Annotated in this window: 20 protein-coding genes; 8 read left to right on the top strand and 12 right to left on the bottom strand. The window is 62.5% G+C overall.

The features are described from left to right. The first annotated feature begins 4 nt into the window (after nucleotides 1–4). Nucleotides 5–271, top strand: a complete 267-nt coding sequence (gene minE / locus F0P97_RS00480) for a cell division topological specificity factor MinE (protein WP_003071985.1) — start codon at nucleotides 5–7, stop codon at nucleotides 269–271. 121 nt (nucleotides 272–392) lie between these two features. On the opposite strand, the gene gorA is transcribed toward minE, so the two are convergent. From gorA to F0P97_RS00450, 6 genes are all read right to left on the bottom strand, one after another. Beyond that, the gene (gorA, locus tag F0P97_RS00475) at nucleotides 393–1,757 is read right to left on the bottom strand and encodes a glutathione-disulfide reductase (protein WP_182285188.1); all 1,365 of its coding nucleotides are present in this window, start codon (nucleotides 1,755–1,757) and stop codon (nucleotides 393–395) included. Nucleotides 1,758–1,886: 129 nt separating this feature from the next. Beyond that, nucleotides 1,887–2,798 (bottom strand): TauD/TfdA dioxygenase family protein, encoded by a 912-nt coding sequence (locus tag F0P97_RS00470; protein ID WP_182285187.1) that lies wholly within the window; start codon nucleotides 2,796–2,798, stop codon nucleotides 1,887–1,889. Nucleotides 2,799–2,929: 131 nt separating this feature from the next. Continuing rightward, nucleotides 2,930–3,454, bottom strand: coding sequence for a flavin reductase family protein (locus F0P97_RS00465; protein ID WP_182285186.1), 525 nt, complete (start codon nucleotides 3,452–3,454; stop codon nucleotides 2,930–2,932). Between the two features lie 196 nt (nucleotides 3,455–3,650). Then, nucleotides 3,651–4,292 carry a PolC-type DNA polymerase III gene (locus F0P97_RS00460; protein WP_182285185.1) on the bottom strand — a complete coding sequence of 214 codons (642 nt, stop codon included), beginning with the start codon at nucleotides 4,290–4,292 and terminating at the stop codon, nucleotides 3,651–3,653. Nucleotides 4,293–4,318: 26 nt separating this feature from the next. After that, nucleotides 4,319–4,810, bottom strand: a complete 492-nt coding sequence (hpaR, locus tag F0P97_RS00455; protein WP_182285184.1) for a homoprotocatechuate degradation operon regulator HpaR — start codon at nucleotides 4,808–4,810, stop codon at nucleotides 4,319–4,321. A 119-nt stretch (nucleotides 4,811–4,929) separates the two neighbouring features. Beyond that, nucleotides 4,930–6,306, bottom strand: a complete 1,377-nt coding sequence (locus tag F0P97_RS00450; RefSeq protein WP_182285183.1) for a D-amino acid dehydrogenase — start codon at nucleotides 6,304–6,306, stop codon at nucleotides 4,930–4,932. Nucleotides 6,307–6,348: 42 nt separating this feature from the next. Between F0P97_RS00450 and F0P97_RS00445 the strand changes: the two genes are divergently transcribed. Beyond that, entirely contained in the window at nucleotides 6,349–7,263 is a 915-nt protein-coding gene (locus F0P97_RS00445) for a LysR family transcriptional regulator ArgP (RefSeq protein WP_182285182.1), read from the top strand. Nucleotides 7,264–7,424: 161 nt separating this feature from the next. On the opposite strand, the gene F0P97_RS00440 is transcribed toward F0P97_RS00445, so the two are convergent. The 3 genes from F0P97_RS00440 to F0P97_RS00430 are packed head-to-tail and all read right to left on the bottom strand — an operon-like array spanning nucleotide 7,425 to nucleotide 9,749. After that, nucleotides 7,425–7,847 (bottom strand): universal stress protein, encoded by a 423-nt coding sequence (locus tag F0P97_RS00440; RefSeq protein WP_003065214.1) that lies wholly within the window; start codon nucleotides 7,845–7,847, stop codon nucleotides 7,425–7,427. A 29-nt stretch (nucleotides 7,848–7,876) separates the two neighbouring features. Further along, nucleotides 7,877–8,755, bottom strand: a complete 879-nt coding sequence (locus F0P97_RS00435) for a metallophosphoesterase (RefSeq protein ID WP_012836586.1) — start codon at nucleotides 8,753–8,755, stop codon at nucleotides 7,877–7,879. A 13-nt stretch (nucleotides 8,756–8,768) separates the two neighbouring features. Continuing rightward, nucleotides 8,769–9,749, bottom strand: a complete 981-nt coding sequence (locus F0P97_RS00430) for a LysR family transcriptional regulator (RefSeq protein ID WP_182285181.1) — start codon at nucleotides 9,747–9,749, stop codon at nucleotides 8,769–8,771. A 135-nt stretch (nucleotides 9,750–9,884) separates the two neighbouring features. Between F0P97_RS00430 and F0P97_RS00425 the strand changes: the two genes are divergently transcribed. Continuing rightward, complete coding sequence (locus F0P97_RS00425; protein ID WP_003065220.1) at nucleotides 9,885–10,313, top strand: hypothetical protein; 429 nt, start codon at nucleotides 9,885–9,887, stop codon at nucleotides 10,311–10,313. 190 nt (nucleotides 10,314–10,503) lie between these two features. On the opposite strand, the gene F0P97_RS00420 is transcribed toward F0P97_RS00425, so the two are convergent. Next, complete coding sequence (locus F0P97_RS00420) at nucleotides 10,504–12,360, bottom strand: phosphoenolpyruvate carboxykinase (GTP) (protein WP_182285180.1); 1,857 nt, start codon at nucleotides 12,358–12,360, stop codon at nucleotides 10,504–10,506. Nucleotides 12,361–12,681: 321 nt separating this feature from the next. Then, a complete protein-coding gene (locus F0P97_RS00415; protein ID WP_003059912.1) occupies nucleotides 12,682–12,819 on the bottom strand; it encodes a hypothetical protein in 138 nt (45 codons plus the stop codon). 304 nt (nucleotides 12,820–13,123) lie between these two features. Between F0P97_RS00415 and F0P97_RS00410 the strand changes: the two genes are divergently transcribed. Then, entirely contained in the window at nucleotides 13,124–13,894 is a 771-nt protein-coding gene (locus F0P97_RS00410; RefSeq protein ID WP_003065227.1) for a slipin family protein, read from the top strand. Nucleotides 13,895–13,915: 21 nt separating this feature from the next. On the opposite strand, the gene F0P97_RS00405 is transcribed toward F0P97_RS00410, so the two are convergent. Beyond that, entirely contained in the window at nucleotides 13,916–15,115 is a 1,200-nt protein-coding gene (locus F0P97_RS00405; protein WP_182285179.1) for a threonine ammonia-lyase, read from the bottom strand. 304 nt (nucleotides 15,116–15,419) lie between these two features. Between F0P97_RS00405 and boxC the strand changes: the two genes are divergently transcribed. From boxC to F0P97_RS00385, 4 genes are all read left to right on the top strand, one after another. Next, complete coding sequence (gene boxC, locus F0P97_RS00400; RefSeq protein WP_182285178.1) at nucleotides 15,420–17,078, top strand: 2,3-epoxybenzoyl-CoA dihydrolase; 1,659 nt, start codon at nucleotides 15,420–15,422, stop codon at nucleotides 17,076–17,078. A gap of 174 nt (nucleotides 17,079–17,252) precedes the next feature. Next, the gene (gene boxB, locus F0P97_RS00395; RefSeq protein WP_182285177.1) at nucleotides 17,253–18,680 is read left to right on the top strand and encodes a benzoyl-CoA 2,3-epoxidase subunit BoxB; all 1,428 of its coding nucleotides are present in this window, start codon (nucleotides 17,253–17,255) and stop codon (nucleotides 18,678–18,680) included. A gap of 120 nt (nucleotides 18,681–18,800) precedes the next feature. Continuing rightward, complete coding sequence (boxA, locus tag F0P97_RS00390) at nucleotides 18,801–20,102, top strand: benzoyl-CoA 2,3-epoxidase subunit BoxA (RefSeq protein WP_182285176.1); 1,302 nt, start codon at nucleotides 18,801–18,803, stop codon at nucleotides 20,100–20,102. A gap of 140 nt (nucleotides 20,103–20,242) precedes the next feature. Further along, nucleotides 20,243–20,845: an HD domain-containing protein gene (locus tag F0P97_RS00385; RefSeq protein WP_182285175.1), complete on the top strand. Its 603-nt coding sequence runs from the start codon at nucleotides 20,243–20,245 to the stop codon at nucleotides 20,843–20,845. The last annotated feature ends 62 nt before the right edge of the window (nucleotides 20,846–20,907 follow it).

The following is a 20,907-nucleotide window of genomic DNA, read 5'->3' as shown; positions in this document are numbered from 1 at the left end:
CCTGATGTCCATGTTGTCGTTTCTGCTCGGGGAGAAGAAGAAGTCCGCTTCGGTCGCCAAGGAGCGTCTGCAGATCATTCTCGCGCGCGAGCGCGTGGGCGGCGAAAGCGGCAAGCCCGACTATCTTCCGGCTCTGCAAAAAGAGCTGATGGCCGTGATTTCCAAGTATGTGGACATCAACCCCAATGACATCAAGGTACAGCTGGAGCGCCAGGAAAACCTTGAGGTTCTGGAAGTCAAGATCGAGCTGCCGGATGCCGCACGCGGCTGAAGCCGACCCGCTCTTTCAAGCGTATGACGCTTGATGGATAAGAAATGGGCCTGAAAAGGCCCATTTTTCATTGCGGTTTCGCCCTGCGCGCCCCACAGAGCGAACGCGCGGGGGTCGTTTCTCATTCCCGCACCGGCTCCCGCATGGTCACCAGCTCCTCGGCCACAGTCGGGTGTATGCCTATGGTCGAATCGAACTGCTGCTTGGTCGCGCCGCATTGCAGCGCCACGGCAAAGCCCTGCATCAGCTCGCCCGCGCCCTCGCCCACCATATGCACGCCACGCACGCGCTGGTCGGCCGTGGAGACGATGAGCTTGAGGAAGACGTTCTCGGGCTCGGCCCCCATGCGGTTGGTCAGCGGCCTGAAGCCGGACTGGAAAACCTGCACCGCACCGAAGCGCTCGCGCGCCACCTCCTCCGACAGGCCCACGGTGCCCACCTGCGGATGGGAAAACACCGCCGTCGGCACCAGTTCGTAGTCGGGAGCACTCTTGCCGCCCTGGCCGAACAGATGATGGGCAAGCACCGTCCCCTCAGCCAGCGCCACGGGTGTCAGAGCCATGCGATCGACCACATCGCCCACGGCATGGATGGAGGGCACATTGCTGCAGAAATGCTGGTCCACTTCGATGGCGCCCCTGTCGTTGACCTTGACACCCGCAGCCTCCAGCCCCAGCCCTTCGATCAGGGGCACGCGACCCGTGGCGTACATCACGCAGTCCACGACCAGTTGCTCGCCGCTCTTGAGCTGCAGATGCAGGCCGTCCGCCTGCTTGCTGATGGCCTGGATTTCTTCACCCCAGCGAAAGCTCACACCCAGCTGAGCCATCTCCTGGCCCAGATGCAGACCCAGGTCTGCATCAAAGCCGCGCAGCAGTTGCTGACGGCGGTGCAGCAGGGTCGTCTCGGCGCCCAGGCCGTTGAAGATGGAGGCGAACTCCACGGCGATATAGCCTCCGCCCACGACCACCACTCGCCTGGGCAGATGCGGCAGATGGAAGGCCTCGTCGGAGCTGATGGCATGCTCCACGCCTGGAATATCGGGCATGCTGGGCGTTCCGCCCGTTGCAATCAGGATATGGCGGGCATGGATGGTCTGGCCATTCACCAGCACGCTATGCGGCCCCGAGAGCGCCGCACGACCGTGGACAAGGGTAATGCCTGCCCCAGCCAGCATGCGGCCGTAGACGCTGTTCAGGCGCTCGATTTCGCGGTCCTTGTTGGCAATCAGCGTGGGCCAGTCGAACTGGGGCTGCGCCAGCTGCCAGCCAAAGCCCCGGGCCTCCTCGGCCAGCTGGCTGAAATGCGCTGCATGGCTGAGCAGCTTCTTGGGAATGCAGCCCACGTTGACGCAGGTACCGCCCAGCCGGGCTGCCTCCACCACAGCCACACGGGCCCCCAGACCGGCTGCCACACGGCTGGCGCGCACGCCGCCAGAGCCACCGCCTATGACCAGAAAGTCGTAATCAAAGTCTTGTTGCTGCATGTTCTGTCTCGCTGTTTGGGAGGTTCAAAGCAGATGCTTGCTGCTTTGAACTCTACAAGACAAGACTGCCGCAGGTGGTTTAACGCAGCGTTAAACCACCTGCACGACCCAGTTTGATCGGCGGGCGCCTCAGAACGGTTTGTCGCCCACGACCGTGGCGCGATGCATGCGGCGCACCGCCGGGAAATAGTCCTGAATCGCGTAATGCTGGGTGGAGCGGTTGTCCCACATGGCAATGGTGTTGGGCTCCCAGTGCAGACGCATCTGGTATTCCGGAATCGCGGGCTGGCGCAGCAGATAGTTCATCAGGTCCTGTTGCTGGGCATGAATTTCGTTGGCCGAGCGGAAGCTGGCAAAGTTCGAGCTGAAGTTGGCAAAGTGCGTGACGAAGGTTTCGTTGACGTAGAGAATCTTCTTGCCGCTTTCGGGGTGGGTGCGCACCACCGGGTGCACCACGGGCGGGTATTTGCCGCGGGCCTGGGCCTGCTCGGCGGGCGTCATGCGCGCACCGAACGAGGGCAGGATGTCATGCACGGCATACAGGCCGGCGATCTGCTGCTTGCGCGTCTCGGGCAGCTGCTCGTAGGCCTGCTCCATATTGATCCAGACCGTGTCGCCGCCGACCTCGGGGCATTCCACGCAGCGCAGCACCGAAGCCATGGAGGGTGTCTCGCGCCAGGAGACATCGGTGTGATAGACGTTCTCGGTGCCCGGGATCTTGCTGTTGCCGCCCAGCAGCACCAGCTCGGCGTGGTCGGGGTGATGGGGAAATACCGGATGCAGCTCCAGCTCGCCGAAGCGGCGCGCAAATGCCACCTGCTGGGCAGGCGTGATGTTCTGCTCGCGAAACACCAGCACCTTGTGTGCCACCAGTGCCTGACGCAGCTCGCGCGCCTGCTCCTCGCTCACGGGCTGGCGCAGGTCTATGCCCGAGACCTCCACGCCTATGGCGGGAGAGATGCGCCTGAGCTCGATCCCCGTCCCGCTTGCCGTGGCCACCTTGAGCTGGGTATGGGCCGGCCTGTCTTCGCAATCGATCATGATCTGTCTCCAAAGCGTTGCAACACTGTCCTCTGACCTGACGCACTCAGGTCTGGGGGCAATCTAGGGCGAGCCTTGGAGATCGGTATCGTTCAAGCCGACTAGGTAGGGCTCCCAGTCGGCATCCGGCTTCATTTGACGAAGCCGTGGGCGTGCATATGGCCAGAGTGGTAGAGCAGCGGTGCGCGGTCGGTATGGTGCTCGCAGCGATCCACCTCGCCAATGAAGAGCAGATGATCGCCCTCCTCATGCTGGCGCAGATTGCGGCACTCGAAGACCGCGCTGCAGCCCTCCAGCAGCGGCACGCCATGCTCGGAGTCATGATGCGGCGTATGGCTGAAACGGTCCGCACCCTTGCGCGCAAACAGCTCGGCCAGCGGCTTTTGCGAAGCCGCCAGCACATGGATCGCGTAATGCGTGCAGTGCCGGAACACGGGCAGTGAGTTGGCCTTCAGACCCAGGCTCCATAACACCAGCGAGGGCGCCAACGACAGTGCGTTGAAGGAGCTGACCGTGGAGCCCACCGCATGGCCCTCTGCACTGCGCGCCGTGATGATGGTCACGCCGGTGGCAAATTGCCCCAGCGCATCGCGAAATTCGCGCTGCGAGAAAGGCAAGGCCGAACGCAGGACGGAGGTAGGCAAGGCGGAGTTCACGAAATTCAGAGCTCAAGTCAGCGACCACAACGGCGCGCCACGGTTCAAGATCAGCAGATACAAGGAGCATCTGCAGGACTTGATCAATTATCAACTTGAACCTTGCCGGTCACAATCCGTAAGGGCTTAAGGCCAGAGTCTTCAATTTTGATAGCTTCTGACGCAGGATTGAAAAGGCCTGCAGGCCAAATCTTCATCAATCCTGGGTCTGGGCTGCCAGCAGCCCCTGACCGGCTTGCTGCGCCAGCCAGCCGCCGACCTTGGCCTTGCTGCAGCGTTGCAGCTGCATCAGCAGCGCATGTTCGGGCCAGGGCAGGGCATGGCGCTCGCACAGGTCCTGCTGCATGCGGGCCAGCAGGGCCGCCGCCATCTCGGCATCGGCCAGCGCCCGGTGGGCACGCCCCGTGGAAGGCAGGTGCAGATAACGCGCCAGATTGCCCAGGCTGTGACTGGGCGCCTGGGGATAGATGCGGCGCGACAGCAGCACGGTGCAGGCAAACAGCTGGGGGGCGGCTTCGCCCGCCAGCGCCAGCTCGGCCTGCCAGAACTTGCTGTCGAACGATGCGTTGTGGGCCACCATGGGCGCGCCGCCCACAAAGCGGGCCGCATCGCGCATCACCTCGGCGGCGGGCGGCGCCGTGCGCAGCATGGCGTTGGTGATACCGGTGAGTTCGGTGATGAAGGGCGAGACCCAGGCCCCGGTCTGCATCAGGCTCTGGAAACGGTCCACCACGCGACCCTGCTCCAGCAGCACGATGGCCACCTCGGTGGCCCTGGCGCCCTGGGCGGGCGTCATGCCCGTGGTTTCAAAGTCGATGACGGCGATCGCAGCACTCATGACTGCATTGTGCCGTGGCCGGCGCCTCAGTCCTGGCCCAGCTCGTCTTCGCCGGGCAGGCCCAGGCTTTGCACCACATGCTCGAGGATGCGGAACAGCTGCTCGCTCTCGGCGCTGCCCAGTTGCGCCTCGATCTCGGTGTAGATGGTCTCGAAGTGCGGCACGATCTGGGCCACCATCTCCTGGCCGGCTGGCGTGAGGGCAAACTCGGAGCCCCGCAGATCGGCTACATGGCGGCCGCGCTTGATGAGCAGGCGTCCTTCCAGCGTCTTGAGCAGGCGCGAGAGACTGGGCATGCTGATGAAGGTCAGCTGCGACAGCTCCATGGGACGCAGGCGCTTGTCGGCCACCCACATGATGCGCAGCACGCGCCATTGCTGCTCGGTCAGGCCATGCGCACGCAGCGAGGGACGAAAGCGCACCATGACCGCCTCGCGGGCCTTGAGCAAAGCCATGGGCAATGAGCGCGCAAAGGAACGTGAGGTTTCAAGGGCAGGAGTGATGTCGTGCTGGATCATGGCATGGACGAGTTGCTGGCGTGATTGTATGTAAGAGCCCCACGCAGCGATACCGTCAATCCGGGCAAAAGAGTCAGCCAGCCCGTACTCGTCCTGCAGTCCTATGCCCTGTGTCAGGCTCAGGCCGACGCAATCCGCGCGCCGCGTGCGACGTCGTGTGCCGGCTCATCCCAGAACCGGAAATCCAGCGCCGGGCGCTCGCCGCTCATCAGGGCCGCCATGGCCTTGCCCGAGCCTGCACCATGCGTCCAGCCCAGGGTGCCATGCCCGGCATTGACCCAGATGCCTCTTGCCTGCGTGGCACCGATGCAGGGAATATTGCTGGGCGTGGCGGGCCGCAGGCCGCACCAGAACTGCGGATCGCCACCCTGCTCGGGCAGGCGCGTGTCGCAGACGCCGGGCATCAGCTCCTCCACGCGCCTGACCAGCATCTCGCAGCGCGCCCTGGCCGTGGGCGTGTCCAGACTCAGATCGAAGCCTCCCAGCTCTATGGTGCCGGCTACCCGCAGTCGGTTGCCCAAACGGCTCATGGCGACCTTGCGGCTGTCGTCGATGGTGGAGACCATGGGGGCTTTTTCGGGCCGCAGCAGCGGCAAGGTGGCGCTATAACCCTTGCCCGGATAGATGGGCACATGCACGCCCAGAGGCCTGAGCAGCAACGGCGTGTAGGAGCCGCAGGCGACCACCACGGCATCCGCGCTCAGCATGCGCGGGGCGCCATCGCTGCCGTCGCGAATCTGCACCTGGGCAGGCTTGCCCCGGCGCGCCGGCTGCAGGCTCAGGATGTCGTGGCCGTAGAGGAATTGCACACCGGCCTGGGCACAGAGACCGGCCAGCTTTTCGGTGAACAGACGCGCATCACCGGACTCATCGGAGGCAGTGAAGGTGCCGCCCGCAATCTGCGCCGCATAGGGCGTGAATGCTGGCTCGATGGCCAGCAGCTCGTCGCGGCTGACCAGACGACGCTGCACGCCGTATTGCCGCATCAGCTCCACGCCTTCGGCGGCCTCGGCAAACGCCTGCGGGCTGCTGTAGAAATGGGCAATGCCACGCTCCAGCCGCTCGAACTCGATACCGGTCTTCTGGACCATGTCCTTGAGCGCCAGATGGCTGTAGGCGCCCAGCGCCACGATCTGCTGCACATTGCGCGCGAACGCCCGGTCATTGCACTGGGCCAGGAACTGCAGGCACCAGCGCCATTGCGCGCTGTCGGCCTGGGGCCTGAACAGCAGCGGAGCCTCTTTGTCGAACATCCATTTGAGCGCCTTCCAGGGCGCCTGGCGATTCGCCCAGGGCTCGCAGTAGCTGACCGAGATCTGGCCACCATTGGCATAGCTGGTTTCCAGGGCCGGACCGCTCTGACGATCCACCACGGTGACTTGATGACCGCGCTCGCGCAGATGCCAGGCGGTGCTGATGCCGATGATGCCGGCGCCCAGGACGATGATGTTCATGCGGCCAGTGTCTGCACTCTTGCGGACAAACAAAAGCAGCATTAAATTTTCAGCAGTTTCATCAGAAAAGCTAATGAAATTGCCATGAGTTCCTGGGACCCTGCTGCGCTTGAATGTCTGGCCGCCATCGTGGAGGAAGGCGGCTTCGAGCGCGCGGCGCAAAAGCTGCACATCACCCAGTCGGCCGTATCCCAGCGCCTGCGTGCACTGGAGGCCCAGGTGGGTTCGGTGCTGGTGGAGCGCACGCGCCCCGTCAAACCTACCAGCGCCGGGCGGCTGCTGCTCAAGCATGCCAAACAGCTACGCCTGCTGCGCGCCGATCTCGCGCATGAGCTGCAGGAGCTGGCACCGCAGACCGGGCAGAGTCTGGCCGGAGAAATCGTCTCCATCGCCATCAATGCCGACAGCATTGCCACCTGGGCCATGACGGCTCTCGACGAGCTGGTAAAGAGCGGCCTGCCGCTGGAGGTGGTGGTCGACGATCAGGACTTCACGCAGGAGCTTCTGCGCTCGGGCCAGGTCATGGGCTGCGTCACCACGCTGAGTCAGGCCCTGCGCGGCTGCGCCGTGCAGCCCCTGGGCGCCATGCGCTATGTGGCCGTGGCCTCTAGCGAATTTGCGCAGCAAAGACTGCCGCAGGGGCTGACGCGCAAGAACTTCAACCAGCGGCCCTATCTGTCCTTCAACCGCAAGGACGATATGCAGGCCGAATTTGTGGCGCGTTGCCTGGGTCTGCGCAATGTGTCGCTGCAGCATCAGATTCTGCTGCCCAGTTGCGAGGCGCAGGTACGTGCCGTGCGTGCCGGCTGGGGCGTGGGCGTGCTGCCGCAGTTGCTGGTGCAGCCTGCGCTGGATGCCGGTGAACTGATCGACGTGGCAACAGGCCATGTGCTGTCCATCGCGCTGTTCTGGCATTGCTGGAATCTGGAGTCACGCGTGCTGGCCCGTGTCAGCCAGGCCTTGCTGGGCAAGGCCCGGCAAGTGCTGCAAGCGGTTTGATGCAGACAAGAAAAAAGGCCGTGCTTTGCAGCGCGGCCTTGAGAGCTTGATGTCAAACGGAGGTACCTTGGTTTTTGTAGCTGTGGACGCTCATCTAACCTTGATTTGAAGCTGATTCAAGCCTGATACGCATGTAAATCAAGCGCAAGCAGCTATGAAAATCAGCGAATCAGCAGCACGGGAATGGTGCAGCCCGCCAGCACCTGCGAGCTGACCGAGCCCATGACCAGACGGCCCAGCGCACCGTGGCCGTGTGTGCCCATGGCGATCAGGTCGAACTTGCCGTCCTGGGCGGCATGGATGATGGTGTCGGCAATGGGACCGACCTTGGCGATGCTTTGCGCCTCGACGCCACGCCCCTTCAGGAACTCCAGCACGGGCTGCAGGATCTTGGCGGATTCTTCGTCGTAGTACTGCTCCACCACTTCCTTGCCCAGCGCAGCGCGTGCACGAGGCGGCAGCAGCGGCTGCACGGTGATGATGGTGTACTCATGGCCCGTGCCCAGCATCTCCTGATGCGAGGTCAGATAGGCCAGCATTTTCTGGGTGTAGGCACTGCCGTCCACGGCGAGCAAGATCTTCATACCAATTTCTCCTTGTTGATGTCTCAAGCCTAAGGGCTGGGGACAGTCAGCATCTTGACTTGGCTCAAGTCAATTGTCGATGCCGGCAGAAAGTCATCCTGCTCTCCCTTGCGGGCATAGCCCAGGGGATTGGCCACCACACGGCATTGCCATTCGCTGCCGTCCTCGCGCTGGCCGCACGCGATGTAGTCGCTGGCGCAATGCAGATGGCCGTGCAGCCAGAGCTGGGCATGGGGCAGAAAGTCGTCCATCACATTGCAGAAACCGGCCGTACCGGGCACCAGCCCATAGCGCGGATCGGCACTGCGCAGGCTGGGCGCAAAGTGGGTCACGGCCACCGTGGGTCCGTCAAAAGGCTGCTGCAGCGCGGCGCGTAGCCAGTCCTGGCAAAGCAGGCTTTCCTCGCGCATGGGCGCGGCCAGAAACGGCTCGCCCTGGCGACTGCCGCCGGTCTTTTGCAGATAGAAATTGGCGGCGCGAAAGGCCTTCTCGCGCAGCTTGTGCAAGCGCGTGGCATCGCTCACGCCTTCATGCATGGCCATGGCGTCGAAATCGCTCCACAGCGTGGTGCCGATGAAACGCACCCCGTCCATGACCACGGTTTCACGATCGAGCCAGATCAGTCCCAGCCTGTCGCACACACGCTGCAGGCGCAGCCGTGCCTCGTCGAAGTCCTGCATGTCGTATTCGTGATTGCCGGGCACGAACAGCACGGGCGTGGGCCAGTTGGCGTATTGCGGCAGCGGCGAGAAACGCTCCAGCCCGAAGTTCTCGCCGTCGACCTGGGTGCTGCTCTGGTAGGAGCCGATGTCGCCGGCCAGCACCAGCACATCGGCGCCCGCGGCAGGCTGGGCCACGAATTGGGGGTGGACTTCGAGGTGCAGGTCGGACAGCAGCTGGATCTTCATGTGGCTAGTTTAGTCAACCATGGTGAGTGACCTGGGCCGAACCGTTGGCAAAGGTGATCTCGGCCGAGCGCGTCAGCGTTTTCAGCAGCCAGTCATAGGCCTGCGGGTGCGGGCCGCGCCGACGCCACAGTGCATCCACATGCACGGGCGTGACATCGAAGGGCAGATCGCGCAGCTCCAGCTGGTCGCTCATGCCGGTCACGGGCACAAAATGGCGCGGCAAGATGGTCAGCAGATCGGAGTTGATCACCACGCGCGCCGCGGTGAAGAACTGGTTGACGGTGAGCACCACTTCGCGCGAACGCCCCAGCGAGGCCAGGGCCTCGTCGATGAAGCCGAAGGAGCGGCCCGAGAAGCTGACCAGCATATGGCGGGCCGCGCAGTAGTTGTCCAGTGTCAGCGGCACATGCGCCAGAGGATGGCCTTTGCGCATCACGCACAGGTACTCGCCCTCGTACAGGCGGCGGCTGTCAAACGCCACCAGACCGCCGGCCTGCGCACGCGCCGTCAGATCGGCCAGTACGGCGGGAAAATAGCCCACGGCCATATCGGCCTCGCCATCATCGAGCAAGGGTCTTGGATCGCGCGTGGTCAGCGGCAGCAGGCGTATGCCCAGGCCCGGAGCCTCGCGCGCCAGAATCGGGTACAGCGGCGGAATCAGCGTGGCAGCCGTGGCATCGGCCATGGCGATCACGAACGTGGTGGCGGCCGTCTCGGGATCGAACTCATCGGGTGCGAGTGCACCCTCCAGATGCTGCAAGGCCTCGCGTATCACCGGCCACAGGGCCTGGGCACGCGGCGTAGGCTCCACGCCCTGTCCCTGGCGCACCAGCAGCTCGTCGCCCAGGACCTCGCGCAGCCGGCGCATGGCATTGCTGACCGCCGGCTGGGTGATGCTGAGCTTGTGCGCCGCGCGCGTGAGGCTGCGCTCGGACATGACCTCGTCGAAGACGCGCAGCAGATTGAGATCCAGAGAACGAAAGTTCAAAGACATGGCATCACCCAATACATCACTGCTGTGAATGCTACAGATTCAAAATATAAATTTGAACATACCTAGGGTAATCCCTATAGTTACACCTATTCCCCGGGCAATTCGCCAAAAGCGTGGGTCAAAGGGTTAACTGCCATGAGCAACTTTATTTACAACTCCTACTGTGTCGAGCACCCTGGTGTGGTGCGTATCTATCAAGCCAGCGATGAACGCATGGCCGCCATTGCTGCCGAGCACGAGGCGCAATCCCAGTCCAGGTCCTACTGGATGGTGCTGGCTGTGGTCCTGGCCGCCCTGGCCGCTGGCGTCTTCCAGGCTACCGAGACCTGGAGCGACGGTCATATGATGGCCGCCTGGATGGTTCTGTGGGCCATGGCTTTTGCCAGCATTGCCCTCTTCTCCACTCCCGCACGCCGTGCCATCAATCTGGTGCGCACCGGCTACCGCGCCTGGGTCAAAAGCCGCCAGCAAGCTGCTGCCGATGAACGCGTCTGGAACGCTGCGCTGCAAGATGCCCGCCTGATGGCCGATCTGGCCCGTGCCATGGATCGCCAGAGCCGCTAAGCGCCCGGATCGCTTCCCCCAAAAAAGCCGCTGCCCACAAGGCCCGCGGCTTTTTTCATGCCCTCTCGACGCTTCATGAAATGAGCGTCCACCCCTTGTCCGGCAAGCGCCAACAGCTATCAAAACAACGGTTCAAAAAGAAAAGCCCTGCGGCCAGCGGCCTGCAGGGCTTTTCTATTCCATCAAAGGCTTAGGCGGACAGGCGCTCTTCGAGCTTGGCCTTGGTGTCCAGCATGGCCTTAGGCAGGTTGTAGGCCAGCTTGTCGAAATGCTCGCCGTGCAGCTTCATTTCCTCGGCCCAGGCAGCCTTGTCGATATTGGTCACGCTGTCGAACTGGGCGGCGTCGAAGTCCAGACCGGTCCAGTTGATTTCAGCGTACTGGGGAGCAATACCGAAGGCGGTTTCCTGGCCTTGGACCTGGCCTTCCAGACGGTCGATCATCCACTTCAGAACGCGCATGTTCTCACCGTAGCCGGGCCAGACGAACTTGCCTTCGGCGTTCTTGCGGAACCAGTTGGTGGTGAAGATCTTGGGCAGGGTTGCGCCCTGGCCTTCGATCTTGGCGCCCAGGTCCAGCCAGTGCTGGAAATAGTCGCTCATGTTGTAGCCGGCAAAAGGCAGCATGGCGAAGGGATCACGGCGCACCACGCCTTGCGCGCCAAAGGCGGCGGCCGTGGTTTCGGAGCCCATGGTCGCTGCCATGTAAACGCCTTCGGTCCAGTCGCGGGCTTCGGTCACCAGAGGCACGGTGGTGGAGCGGCGGCCGCCGAAGATCATGGCATCGATCTTCACGCCGGCGGGATCGTCCCAGGCTTCGTCCAGCGCGGGGTTGTTGGTGGCAGCCACGGTGAAGCGGGCATTGGGGTGAGCGGCCTTGGCACCGGTTTCCTTGGCGATCTGGGGCGTCCAGTCCTTGCCTTGCCAGTCGATCAGGTGATCGGGCAGCTTGCCCTGATCCTTTTCCAGGCCTTCCCACCACACGTCGCCGTCATCGGTCAGGGCCACGTTGGTGAAGATCACGTTCTTGTCCAGGCTCAACATGCAGTTCGGGTTCGTGAGCATATTGGTGCCGGGAGCCACGCCGAAGTAACCGGCCTCGGGGTTGATGGCGCGCAGCGAGCCGTCGGCCTGGGGCTTGATCCAGGCGATGTCGTCACCGATGGTCGTGACCTTCCAGCCGTCGAAGGCCTTGGGCGGCACCAGCATGGAGAAATTGGTCTTGCCACAGGCCGAGGGGAAGGCGGCAGCCACGTGGTACTTCTTGCCTTCGGGGTTGGTGACGCCCAGGATCAGCATGTGCTCGGCCAGCCAGCCCTGGTCGCGGCCCATGGTGGAGGCGATACGCAGCGCAAAGCACTTCTTGCCCAGCAGCGCATTGCCGCCGTAGCCCGAACCGTAGGACCAGATTTCGCGGGTTTCGGGATAGTGAACGATGTACTTGGTCTTGCTGCAAGGCCAGGTGGTCTCGTCCTTCTGGCCTGCGGCCAGAGGGGCGCCGATGGTGTGCACGCAGGGCACGAACTCGCCGCTGGTGCCGATCACGTCATACACGGCCTTGCCCATGCGGGTCATGATCTTCATGTTGACGGCCACATAGGGGCTGTCGGACAGCTCGATACCCACGTGGGCGATGGGCGAACCCAGCGGGCCCATGGAGAAGGGCACCACGTACATGGTGCGGCCAGCCATGCAGCCGTCGAACAGCGGGTTCAGCGTGGCGCGCATTTCCGCAGGTTCCATCCAGTTGTTGGTGGGGCCTGCGTCTTCCTTCTTGGCGGAGCAGATATAGGTGCGGTCTTCCACGCGAGCCACGTCCGAAGGATCGGTCCAGGCCAGGAAGGAGCCGGGGCGCTTGGCCAGGGGCTTGAAGGTGCCTGCGTCCACCAGCTGCTGGCACAGCGCGTCGTATTCGGCTTGCGAGCCGTCGCACCAGTGGATCTGGGCAGGCTTGCACAGCGCGGCCATTTCGGCGACCCAGGCAACGAGCTTGGGATTTTTGACGTAGTCGGGAGCCTGGATGTTCAGGCTTTGCACAGCGGCGTTCATGGGGGAAGTCCTTCAATTAAAAAACCAGTTTTTCAAAGAAGCATCCTCGGCTGCGTCTTTGAAAAAAGGCTTTTGAAGGTGTCTCGCGTGCTTTCCCTAGCGCTTGTTGGCGCCTGAAATCCGTCTGAAATAGTCAAAACAACCTTGTTTTGAATAGCAGCGGGAGATCGATTTTAGGTAGGGGCCTTGAATTTGTCAGCAAATCACGGGCAATATCTATGCATTTTGTGCATCACAATATGCATAGATCATTCATTCATAACCTGCACAGACGTAAAAAAACCCCGCGTCGCGGGGTTGGGCTCGAGAAGGTTGGAATGCCTAGGCCATGTTCACGGCAATAAAGGCCAGCAGGAACATCATCACGGCGCCAGCGGCGGGGATGATGATGGGAATATAGGGCACAACGGCTTCGGCCGCATCCTGTGCCTCGTGGTTCACTGCGGAATCATCTGACATGTGATCAATGCTCCTCCTGAAAGCAGGCGGTGAAACAAGCAAGCGCTGCAGCCATTCTAGGCACAGCCCTGGCGACATGGCTCAGGGAAAGCCATAGCCGCTCCTGCAGCCCAGACCCCCATCTCATGCGCCGGCAATGGCGAACAGCACTTCTTCGATGTCGACCATGCGCGGATAAGTGCGCACCCGGAGTGCAACAGCATATGCTGGGCTTGCGGACGACCCTGCGCCGATTGCGAAATCGATGTACACCGTTCAACGTCAGATCGCAGCGCCGAAGTTCCTCGCTGAAAGGATGGCTTCTATGGTTAGCGCTTCTTTCTTGTTCTGGCTAATCCTGCTGATGCTGGTGATTGGCCTGGGGACGGCGTCGATCCGGATTTTTCGCGAGTATGAGCGCGGCGTGGTCTTCACGCTGGGGCGCTTCTGGAAGGTCAAGGGGCCGGGACTGATCTTCATCATTCCCGCCATTCAGCAGGTGGTCCGGGTGGATCTGCGCACCGTGGTCCTGGAGGTCCCGGCGCAGGATGTGATCTCGCGCGACAACGTCTCGGTCAAGGTCAATGCCGTGATCTATCTGCGCGTGGTGGATGCGGAGAAGGCGGTGATCCAGGTGGTCAATTATCTGGAGGCCACCAGTCAGCTCGCGCAGACCATGCTGCGCTCCGTACTGGGCAAGCATCAGCTCGACGAGATGCTGGCAGAGCGTGAATCGCTGAACCTGGACATCCAGCAGGCGCTGGATGCGCAAACCGACACCTGGGGCATCAAGGTTTCGAACGTGGAGATCAAGCAGGTCGATCTGACCGAATCCATGATCCGGGCCATCGCGCGGCAGGCCGAGGCCGAGCGCGAACGCCGCGCCAAGGTGATTCACGCCGAAGGCGAGTTGCAGGCTTCGGAAAAGCTGTCTCAGGCCGCGAAAGTTCTGGCGCAGGAGCCTCAGGCCATCTTGCTGCGCTACCTGGAGACGCTGACCGTGATCGGCGCGGACAGGAACACCACCGTGGTGTTCCCCTTGCCCATGGACCTGGTGACTCCGCTGATCAAGAAGATCACGCCCCTGCAGGCCTGAGCAAGGCCTGCGGCTCCAGCGTCACACCAGAGCCGCCTCCATGCCTGCGCGACGCAGTTGCTCCAGCACCTCGCCCACATGGGCGTGGCCACGTGTCTGCAGCACGAACTCGATCTCCACATTCTGCGCAGCCAGCATGGTGAAAGCACGCTGGTGATGGACCTCCTCGATATTCGCGCCGGCTCCGGCCACCGTGGCCGTGATCTGGGCCAGCACGCCTGGTACGTCGCGCGCACTGACGCGCACACGCGCCAGACGACCGGAGCGCACCATGCCACGCTCGATGATGGCAGCCAGCAGCATGGGGTCGATATTGCCACCCGACAGCACCAGGCCTGTTTTCCGGCCCTTGAAGCGAGCGGGATAGCGCAGCAAGGCCGCAAGACCCGCCGCCCCCGCACCTTCGACCAAGGTCTTCTCGATCTCCAGCAGCATGAGCACGGCCTGCTCTATATCTCCTTCGTCCACCAGCAACAAATCGTCCACGCAACGCTGCACCACCTCCTGGGTGATGATGCCGGGCTGGGTCACCGCAATGCCCTCGGCGATCGTCGAAGTCCCCATGGGAAGGTCGGTGTGGCGCAACGCATTGACCATGGAAGGAAAGCGCTGTGTCTGCACACCCACGATCTCCATCTCGGGCTTGATGGCCTTGGCCGCCGTGGCAATGCCCGCAATCAGACCGCCGCCGCCAATGGCAATGACCAGCGCATCCAGATCGGGCTGTGCCTGCAGGATTTCCAGCGCCAGTGTGCCCTGGCCGGCAGCAATCGCTTCATCGTCATAGGGATGGACAAAGGTCAGCTGCTGCTCCTGCGCCAGATGATAGGCATGGGCACGCGCCTCGGCCAATGTGTCGCCATGCAGCACTACCTCGGCACCGAAGCCACGCGTGCGCTCCACCTTCACACCGGGAGTGAAACGCGGCATGACGATGACGGCTCGCAAACCCAGCCTTTGAGCGTGATAGGCCACGCCCTGAGCATGATTGCCCGCACTCATGGCGACCACGCCGCGCACGCGCTCGGCATCGCTGAGCATGAGCAGCTTGTTCAGCGCGCCACGCTCCTTGAAGGATGCAGTGAACTGCAGGTTCTCGAACTTGAGGTAGACCTGTGCCCCCGTGATCTGCGAGAGCGTGCGTGATTCCACAAAAGGGGTTTGAAGGACGGCGCCATTCAGGCGCGCAGCGGCGGCTTGGATATCTGCAAAGGTCAGCATGGTGGATCCATTTTGCAAGCAGCTCATCACCCCGCGCCAGTGCTGGGTTTGCGAATCAAGGCCATCCGGATCACTTGCTCCGTAATTGCTAGCTGCCCACCCTTCATGAGTAAGGGGATAGCCATCAAAACACATCAATCCTGGCGCAGTTCTGCGAACTGGCAGCGCCTATGGATTTCCCTTGGTTTTGGCAAAACATGCAACATAGTGCCTAAATACACGTGCTTTTTTCCGATGAATCTGCATAATTGTGCCAATATCAAGTCAGTAACTGCACTATCTTTCATCTCAGCAGGAGCCGAGCATGCAGCAGCAAACCAACGTCGATTACCGCACCGAGCCCAGCCAGTACCGGCACTGGTCGTTTGAAGTGGATGGCAATATCGCCCGGCTCAAGCTGGACATCGCCGAAGACGGAGGCATACGCCCCGGCTACAAGCTCAAGCTCAACAGCTATGACCTGGGCGTGGATGTGGAACTGCACGATGCCCTCAACCGCATCCGTTTTGAACACCCGCAGGTTCGCTCCGTGATCGTCACCAGCGGCAAGGAACGCATCTTCTGCTCGGGCGCAAATATCTTCATGCTCGGAGTCTCGTCCCACGCCTGGAAGGTGAACTTCTGCAAGTTCACCAACGAGACGCGCAACGGCATGGAGGACAGCTCCCGGCACGACGGACTCAAGTTCGTTGCCGCCGTCAACGGCGCCTGCGCGGGCGGCGGCTACGAGCTGGCTCTGGCCTGCGACGACATCGTGCTGATCGACGACCGATCTTCCTCGGTATCGCTGCCCGAGGTTCCGCTGCTGGGCGTGCTGCCCGGCACCGGCGGGCTGACGCGCGTGACCGACAAGCGCCATGTGCGCCACGACCTGGCCGACATCTTCTGCACCAGCGTGGAAGGCGTGCGCGGCCAGCGCGCCGTGGACTGGCGACTGGTGGATGCGATCGCCAAGCCCGCGCAGTTTGCCGAGGTGGTGCAGCAACGTGCCACGGCGCTGGGCGAGAGCAGCCCGCGCCCGACGTCCGCCAAAGGCATACAGCTCACCAGGCTGCAGCGCGAGGAGAGCCCGGACGGCCTGCACTATCGCCACGTCAGCGTGCAGATCGATCGCAGCAAGCGCAGCGCCACCATTACGGTCAAGTCCCCCAGGGGCGAACAGCCCGGCAGCATCGAAGCCATTGAAAACGCAGGTGCTGCCTGGTGGCCGCTGGCCATGGGCCGCGAGCTCGACGACGCCATACTGCATCTGCGCACCAACGAGCTAGATGTGGGCACCTGGATTCTCAAGACCGAGGGCGATGCACGCGCCGTGCTGGCGGCAGACCAGTCTCTGATGGCGCACAAGGATCACTGGCTGGTGCAGCAAACCCTGGGCCTGCTGCGCCGCACCTTTGCACGCCTCGATGTGTCGTCGCGTTCGCTGTTCGCCTTGATCGAGCCCGGCTCCTGCTTTGCCGGCATGCTGGCCGAGCTGGTCTTCTGCGCCGATCGCGCCTACATGCTGGTGCTGCCCGACGAGCCCGAGCGCGAGCCCGTGATCGAGCTCGATGAATTCAACTTCGGCCTGCTGCCGCTGGTCAACGATCAAAGCCGTCTGCAGCGGCGCTTCTATGAGGAGTCCGGGCCCCTGGAAGCCGCGCGCGCGGCGATGGGCAAGCCGCTCAACGGCGATGCCGCGCAACAGCTGGGACTGGTCACCGCCGCGCTTGACGATATCGACTGGGAAGACGAGATCCGCATCGCCAAGGAAGAGCGCGCCGCCATGTCGCCCGATGCGCTCACGGGCCTCGAAGCCAATCTGCGTTTCGCCAGCCAGGAAAACATGGTCACGCGCATCTTCGGGCGTCTGTCGGCCTGGCAGAACTGGATCTTCAACCGCCCCAATGCGGTCGGTGAAAAAGGCGCTTTGAAGCTCTACGGCACCGGACAGAAAGCCGGCTTCGATTTCAACAGGGTATGAGGAAACTCCCCCTGAGCGGCTATGCCGCTTCCCCCTCTCTGGCACTGCGTGCCGGAGGGGGACAACGCCCTCGCAGCGGGGCGGCCCTTGCTCGGCGTTACTCGCCTGGGCTGCACCAGTTTCGAAGCGACTGCACGGCTTCATGAATCGGCAAAACATTACAGGAGACTCCCCATGAGCAGCATCGACTACAGCCAGAAGATTCCCAACAACGTGGACCTCAGCGGCGACCGCACGCTGCAGCGTGCGCTGGAGAGCTGGCAGCCCAGCTTCATCCGCTGGTGGGATGATGTGGGCCCCGAAGGATCGACCAACTACGATGTCTATCTGCGTACCGCGGTGAGCGTGGATCCGCAGGGCTGGGCGCAGTTCGGCTACGTCAAGATGCGTGACTATCGCTGGGGCATCTTCCTGAACCCGGCTGATCAGGAACGCAGCATTCATTTTGGCGATCACAAGGGTGAGAAAGCCTGGCAGGATGTGCCCGGCGAGCACCGCGCCAACCTGCGTCGCATCATCGTCACGCAAGGCGATACCGAGCCCGCTTCGGTGGAGCAGCAGCGCCATCTGGGCCTGACCGCGCCATCCATGTACGACCTGCGCAATCTGTTCCAGGTCAATGTGGAAGAAGGCCGCCATCTCTGGGCCATGGTCTATCTGCTGCACAAGCATTTCGGACGTGATGGACGCGAGGAAGCCGAGGCCTTGCTGGAGCGCCAGAGCGGCGATGAAAACAACCCGCGCATTCTGGGCGCCTTCAATGAAAAAACGCCGGACTGGCTGGCGTTCTTCATGTTCACCTACTTCACCGACAGAGACGGGAAATTCCAGCTCGCAGCGCTGGCCGAATCCGCGTTCGATCCGCTGGCACGCACCACCAAATTCATGCTGACCGAAGAGGCGCATCACATGTTCGTCGGCGAGTCCGGCGTCTCGCGCGTTCTGGCCCGCACCTGCCAGGTCATGAACGAACTCAAGACCGACGATGTGAACAAGCTGCGCAACGCGGGCGTCATCGACCTGCCCACGATCCAGCGCTATCTGAACTTCCACTACAGCGTGACCATCGACCTTTTCGGCGCCGACCAGTCGAGCAATGCCGCCACCTTCTACAGCTCGGGCCTCAAGGGCCGTTACGAAGAGGGCAAGCGCGAGGACGACCACAAGCTGCACGACCAGAACTACAAAGTGCTGGAAGTAGTGGACGGCAAGTTGCAGGAAAAGGAAGTGCCCATGCTCAACGCCTTGAACGAGGTGCTGCGCGACGACTACATCAAGGACAGCAATGCCGGTGTGGGCCGCTGGAACAAGGTGATGGAAAAGGCCGGCATCGACTTTCGCCTGACGGTGCCGCACAAGGCCTTCAACCGTCAGATCGGCGCGCTGGCAGGCGTGCGCATCAGCCCCGACGGCCGCCCTGTGAGCGAGCAGGAATGGCTGTCCAGGAAGAACGAGTGGCTGGCCAGCGACGACGACCGCAGCTTTGTCGCATCGCTGATGAAGCAATGCCTGGAGCCCGGCAAGTTTGCCGGCTGGATTGCCCCCCCGGTCATGGGTATCAATCGCCAGCCCGTGGACTTCGAGTATGTGAAGTTTGGGTGACCCCTGAGCCGCTACGCGGCTTCCCCAAGGGGACGGTGCCTTCGCCGCGAGGCGGCTCTTGCTCGGCACCTCTCACTTGGTGCAGTGTCAGTTTTAGGCCATGCCAGTTGGGAGAAAGAAATGAGCACCATCACGCTGATTGAAAACGGCATCCTGAAGCAGCATCTGATAGACCCGGAAATCTGCATTCGCTGCAACACCTGCGAGGCGACCTGCCCCGTGGACGCCATCACGCATGACGACAACAACTATGTGGTCATGGCGGACAAGTGCAACGGCTGCATGGACTGCATCTCGCCCTGCCCTACCGGCTCAATCGACAACTGGCGGCTGGTGTCGGCAAGCAAGCCCTACAGCGTTGCCGAGCAGCTGGGCTGGGAGAGCCTGCCCGAAGAGCTTTGCGCCGATGTGCTGGCCGCCGCGCAGACGACCGAGAATGCCGGAGATGTGGATGATCTGAGCCAGGCTCAGGCCGTGATCGCGGCCGCTGCCGGCATGGCCGAAAGCGGCACTGCGGAAGTCTTTCGCGCAGCCAGCTATGGCGCCACCACACCGCCCTGGTCTGCCGCCCATGCCTACACCAATCTGCATGGTCCCAAGGCTGCGGTGACGGCCACGGTGGTGGGCAATCTGAACTGCACGGAAGCCGGCTTCGACAACGAGACCCACCATATCGTGCTGGACTTCGGCGCCATGCCTTTCCCGGTGCTCGAAGGCCAGTCGCTGGGCATTGTTCCGCCGGGTGTGGATGCCGGCGGCAAGCCCCATGTGGCGCGTCAGTACTCGATTGCCAGCGCCCGCAACGGCGAGCGCCCCGGCTACAACAATCTGGCCTTGACCGTGAAACGCGTGGTCGAGGATCACCAGGGTCAGCCCGTGCGCGGCGTGGCCAGCAACTATCTCTGTGATCTGCAGGTGGGTGACAAGGTGCAGGTGATAGGCCCGTTTGGCAGCAGCTTTCTCATGCCCAATCACCCGCGCTCGCACATCGTGATGATCTGCACCGGCACGGGCAGCGCACCCATGCGCGCCATGACGGAGTGGCGCCGCCGCCTGCGCAAGAGCGGCAAGTTCGACAGCGGCAAACTGCTGCTGTTCTTCGGTGCGCGAACGCCTCAGGAACTGCCCTATTTCGGCCCCTTGCAGAACCTGCCCAAGGATTTCATCGACATCAATTTCGCCTTCTCGCGCGTGGCCGGCCAGCCCAGGCGCTATGTGCAGGACGCCATGCGCGAGCGCTCGGCCGACCTCATGGAGCTGCTGTGCGACGACAACACGCATATCTATGTCTGCGGTCTCAAAAGCATGGAGGACGGCGTCGTGCTGGCCCTGCGTGACGTGGCCCAGCAAGCAGGACTAGGGTGGGAGGAGCTTGGCGCAAGACTCAAGCGCGAAGGACGTCTGCACCTGGAAACCTACTGACGCCTGCAGTCCTCGCACGCCGTCTGCGGCAAGCACGATTCGCTCGCACATCAAGGCAGCGGCTGCATGTCATGCCCTTGACAGCTCAGCCCCTGCCAGCGCCCTACAGTGCAACGACCATAACCCACGAAAGACATGGCATGAATGCACGGGCGAATTTTCTGCGCATGCAAGACAGCACGCGTGAAGACTGGCAGGTGATCGGCGGCGAGTTTGCACAGTTCACACAGGGTCTGCCCGACAGGGTGATGGCCCATCTGAGGCTGCTGGAGGGCGACTATGGCGGCTTTCCGGTGGACCGCTATACCCACTCCCTGCAAACCGCCACGCGCGCGCTGCGCGACGGCCGCGACGAGGAGTATGTGGTGTGCGCCCTGCTGCATGACATTGGCGATACCCTCGGGTCCTTCAACCACCCCGACATTGCCGCCGCGGTTCTCCAGCCCTTTGTGAGCGAAGCCAACCACTGGATGGTCAAGCATCACGGCATCTTCCAGGGCCACTATTTCTTCCATCACATCGGCCTGGACAGGGATATGCGCGAGCAGTTCCGGGAGCATCCGCACTACACGCGCACGGCCGAGTTCTGCGAACTCTATGACAACCCCGCTTTCGATCCCCGGGCCGAGACCCTGCCCCTCGGTGAATTCGAGCCCATGCTGCGCCGCCTGATGCAGCGCCCCCGGCAAAGCATCTACAAGGCCGCCATGGACTCGGAGATGCAGGACGCCCGGAAGTCTTAGCAAACCATCGTTAAAAGATGAGCTGGTACCGCTGACCCATCAACAGATCTGGCCTTGATTCG

This window comes from Comamonas testosteroni (genome assembly GCF_014076415.1).
Lineage (GTDB): Bacteria > Pseudomonadota > Gammaproteobacteria > Burkholderiales > Burkholderiaceae_C > Comamonas > Comamonas testosteroni_F.
This window is presented reverse-complemented; position numbering and strand designations above follow the sequence as displayed.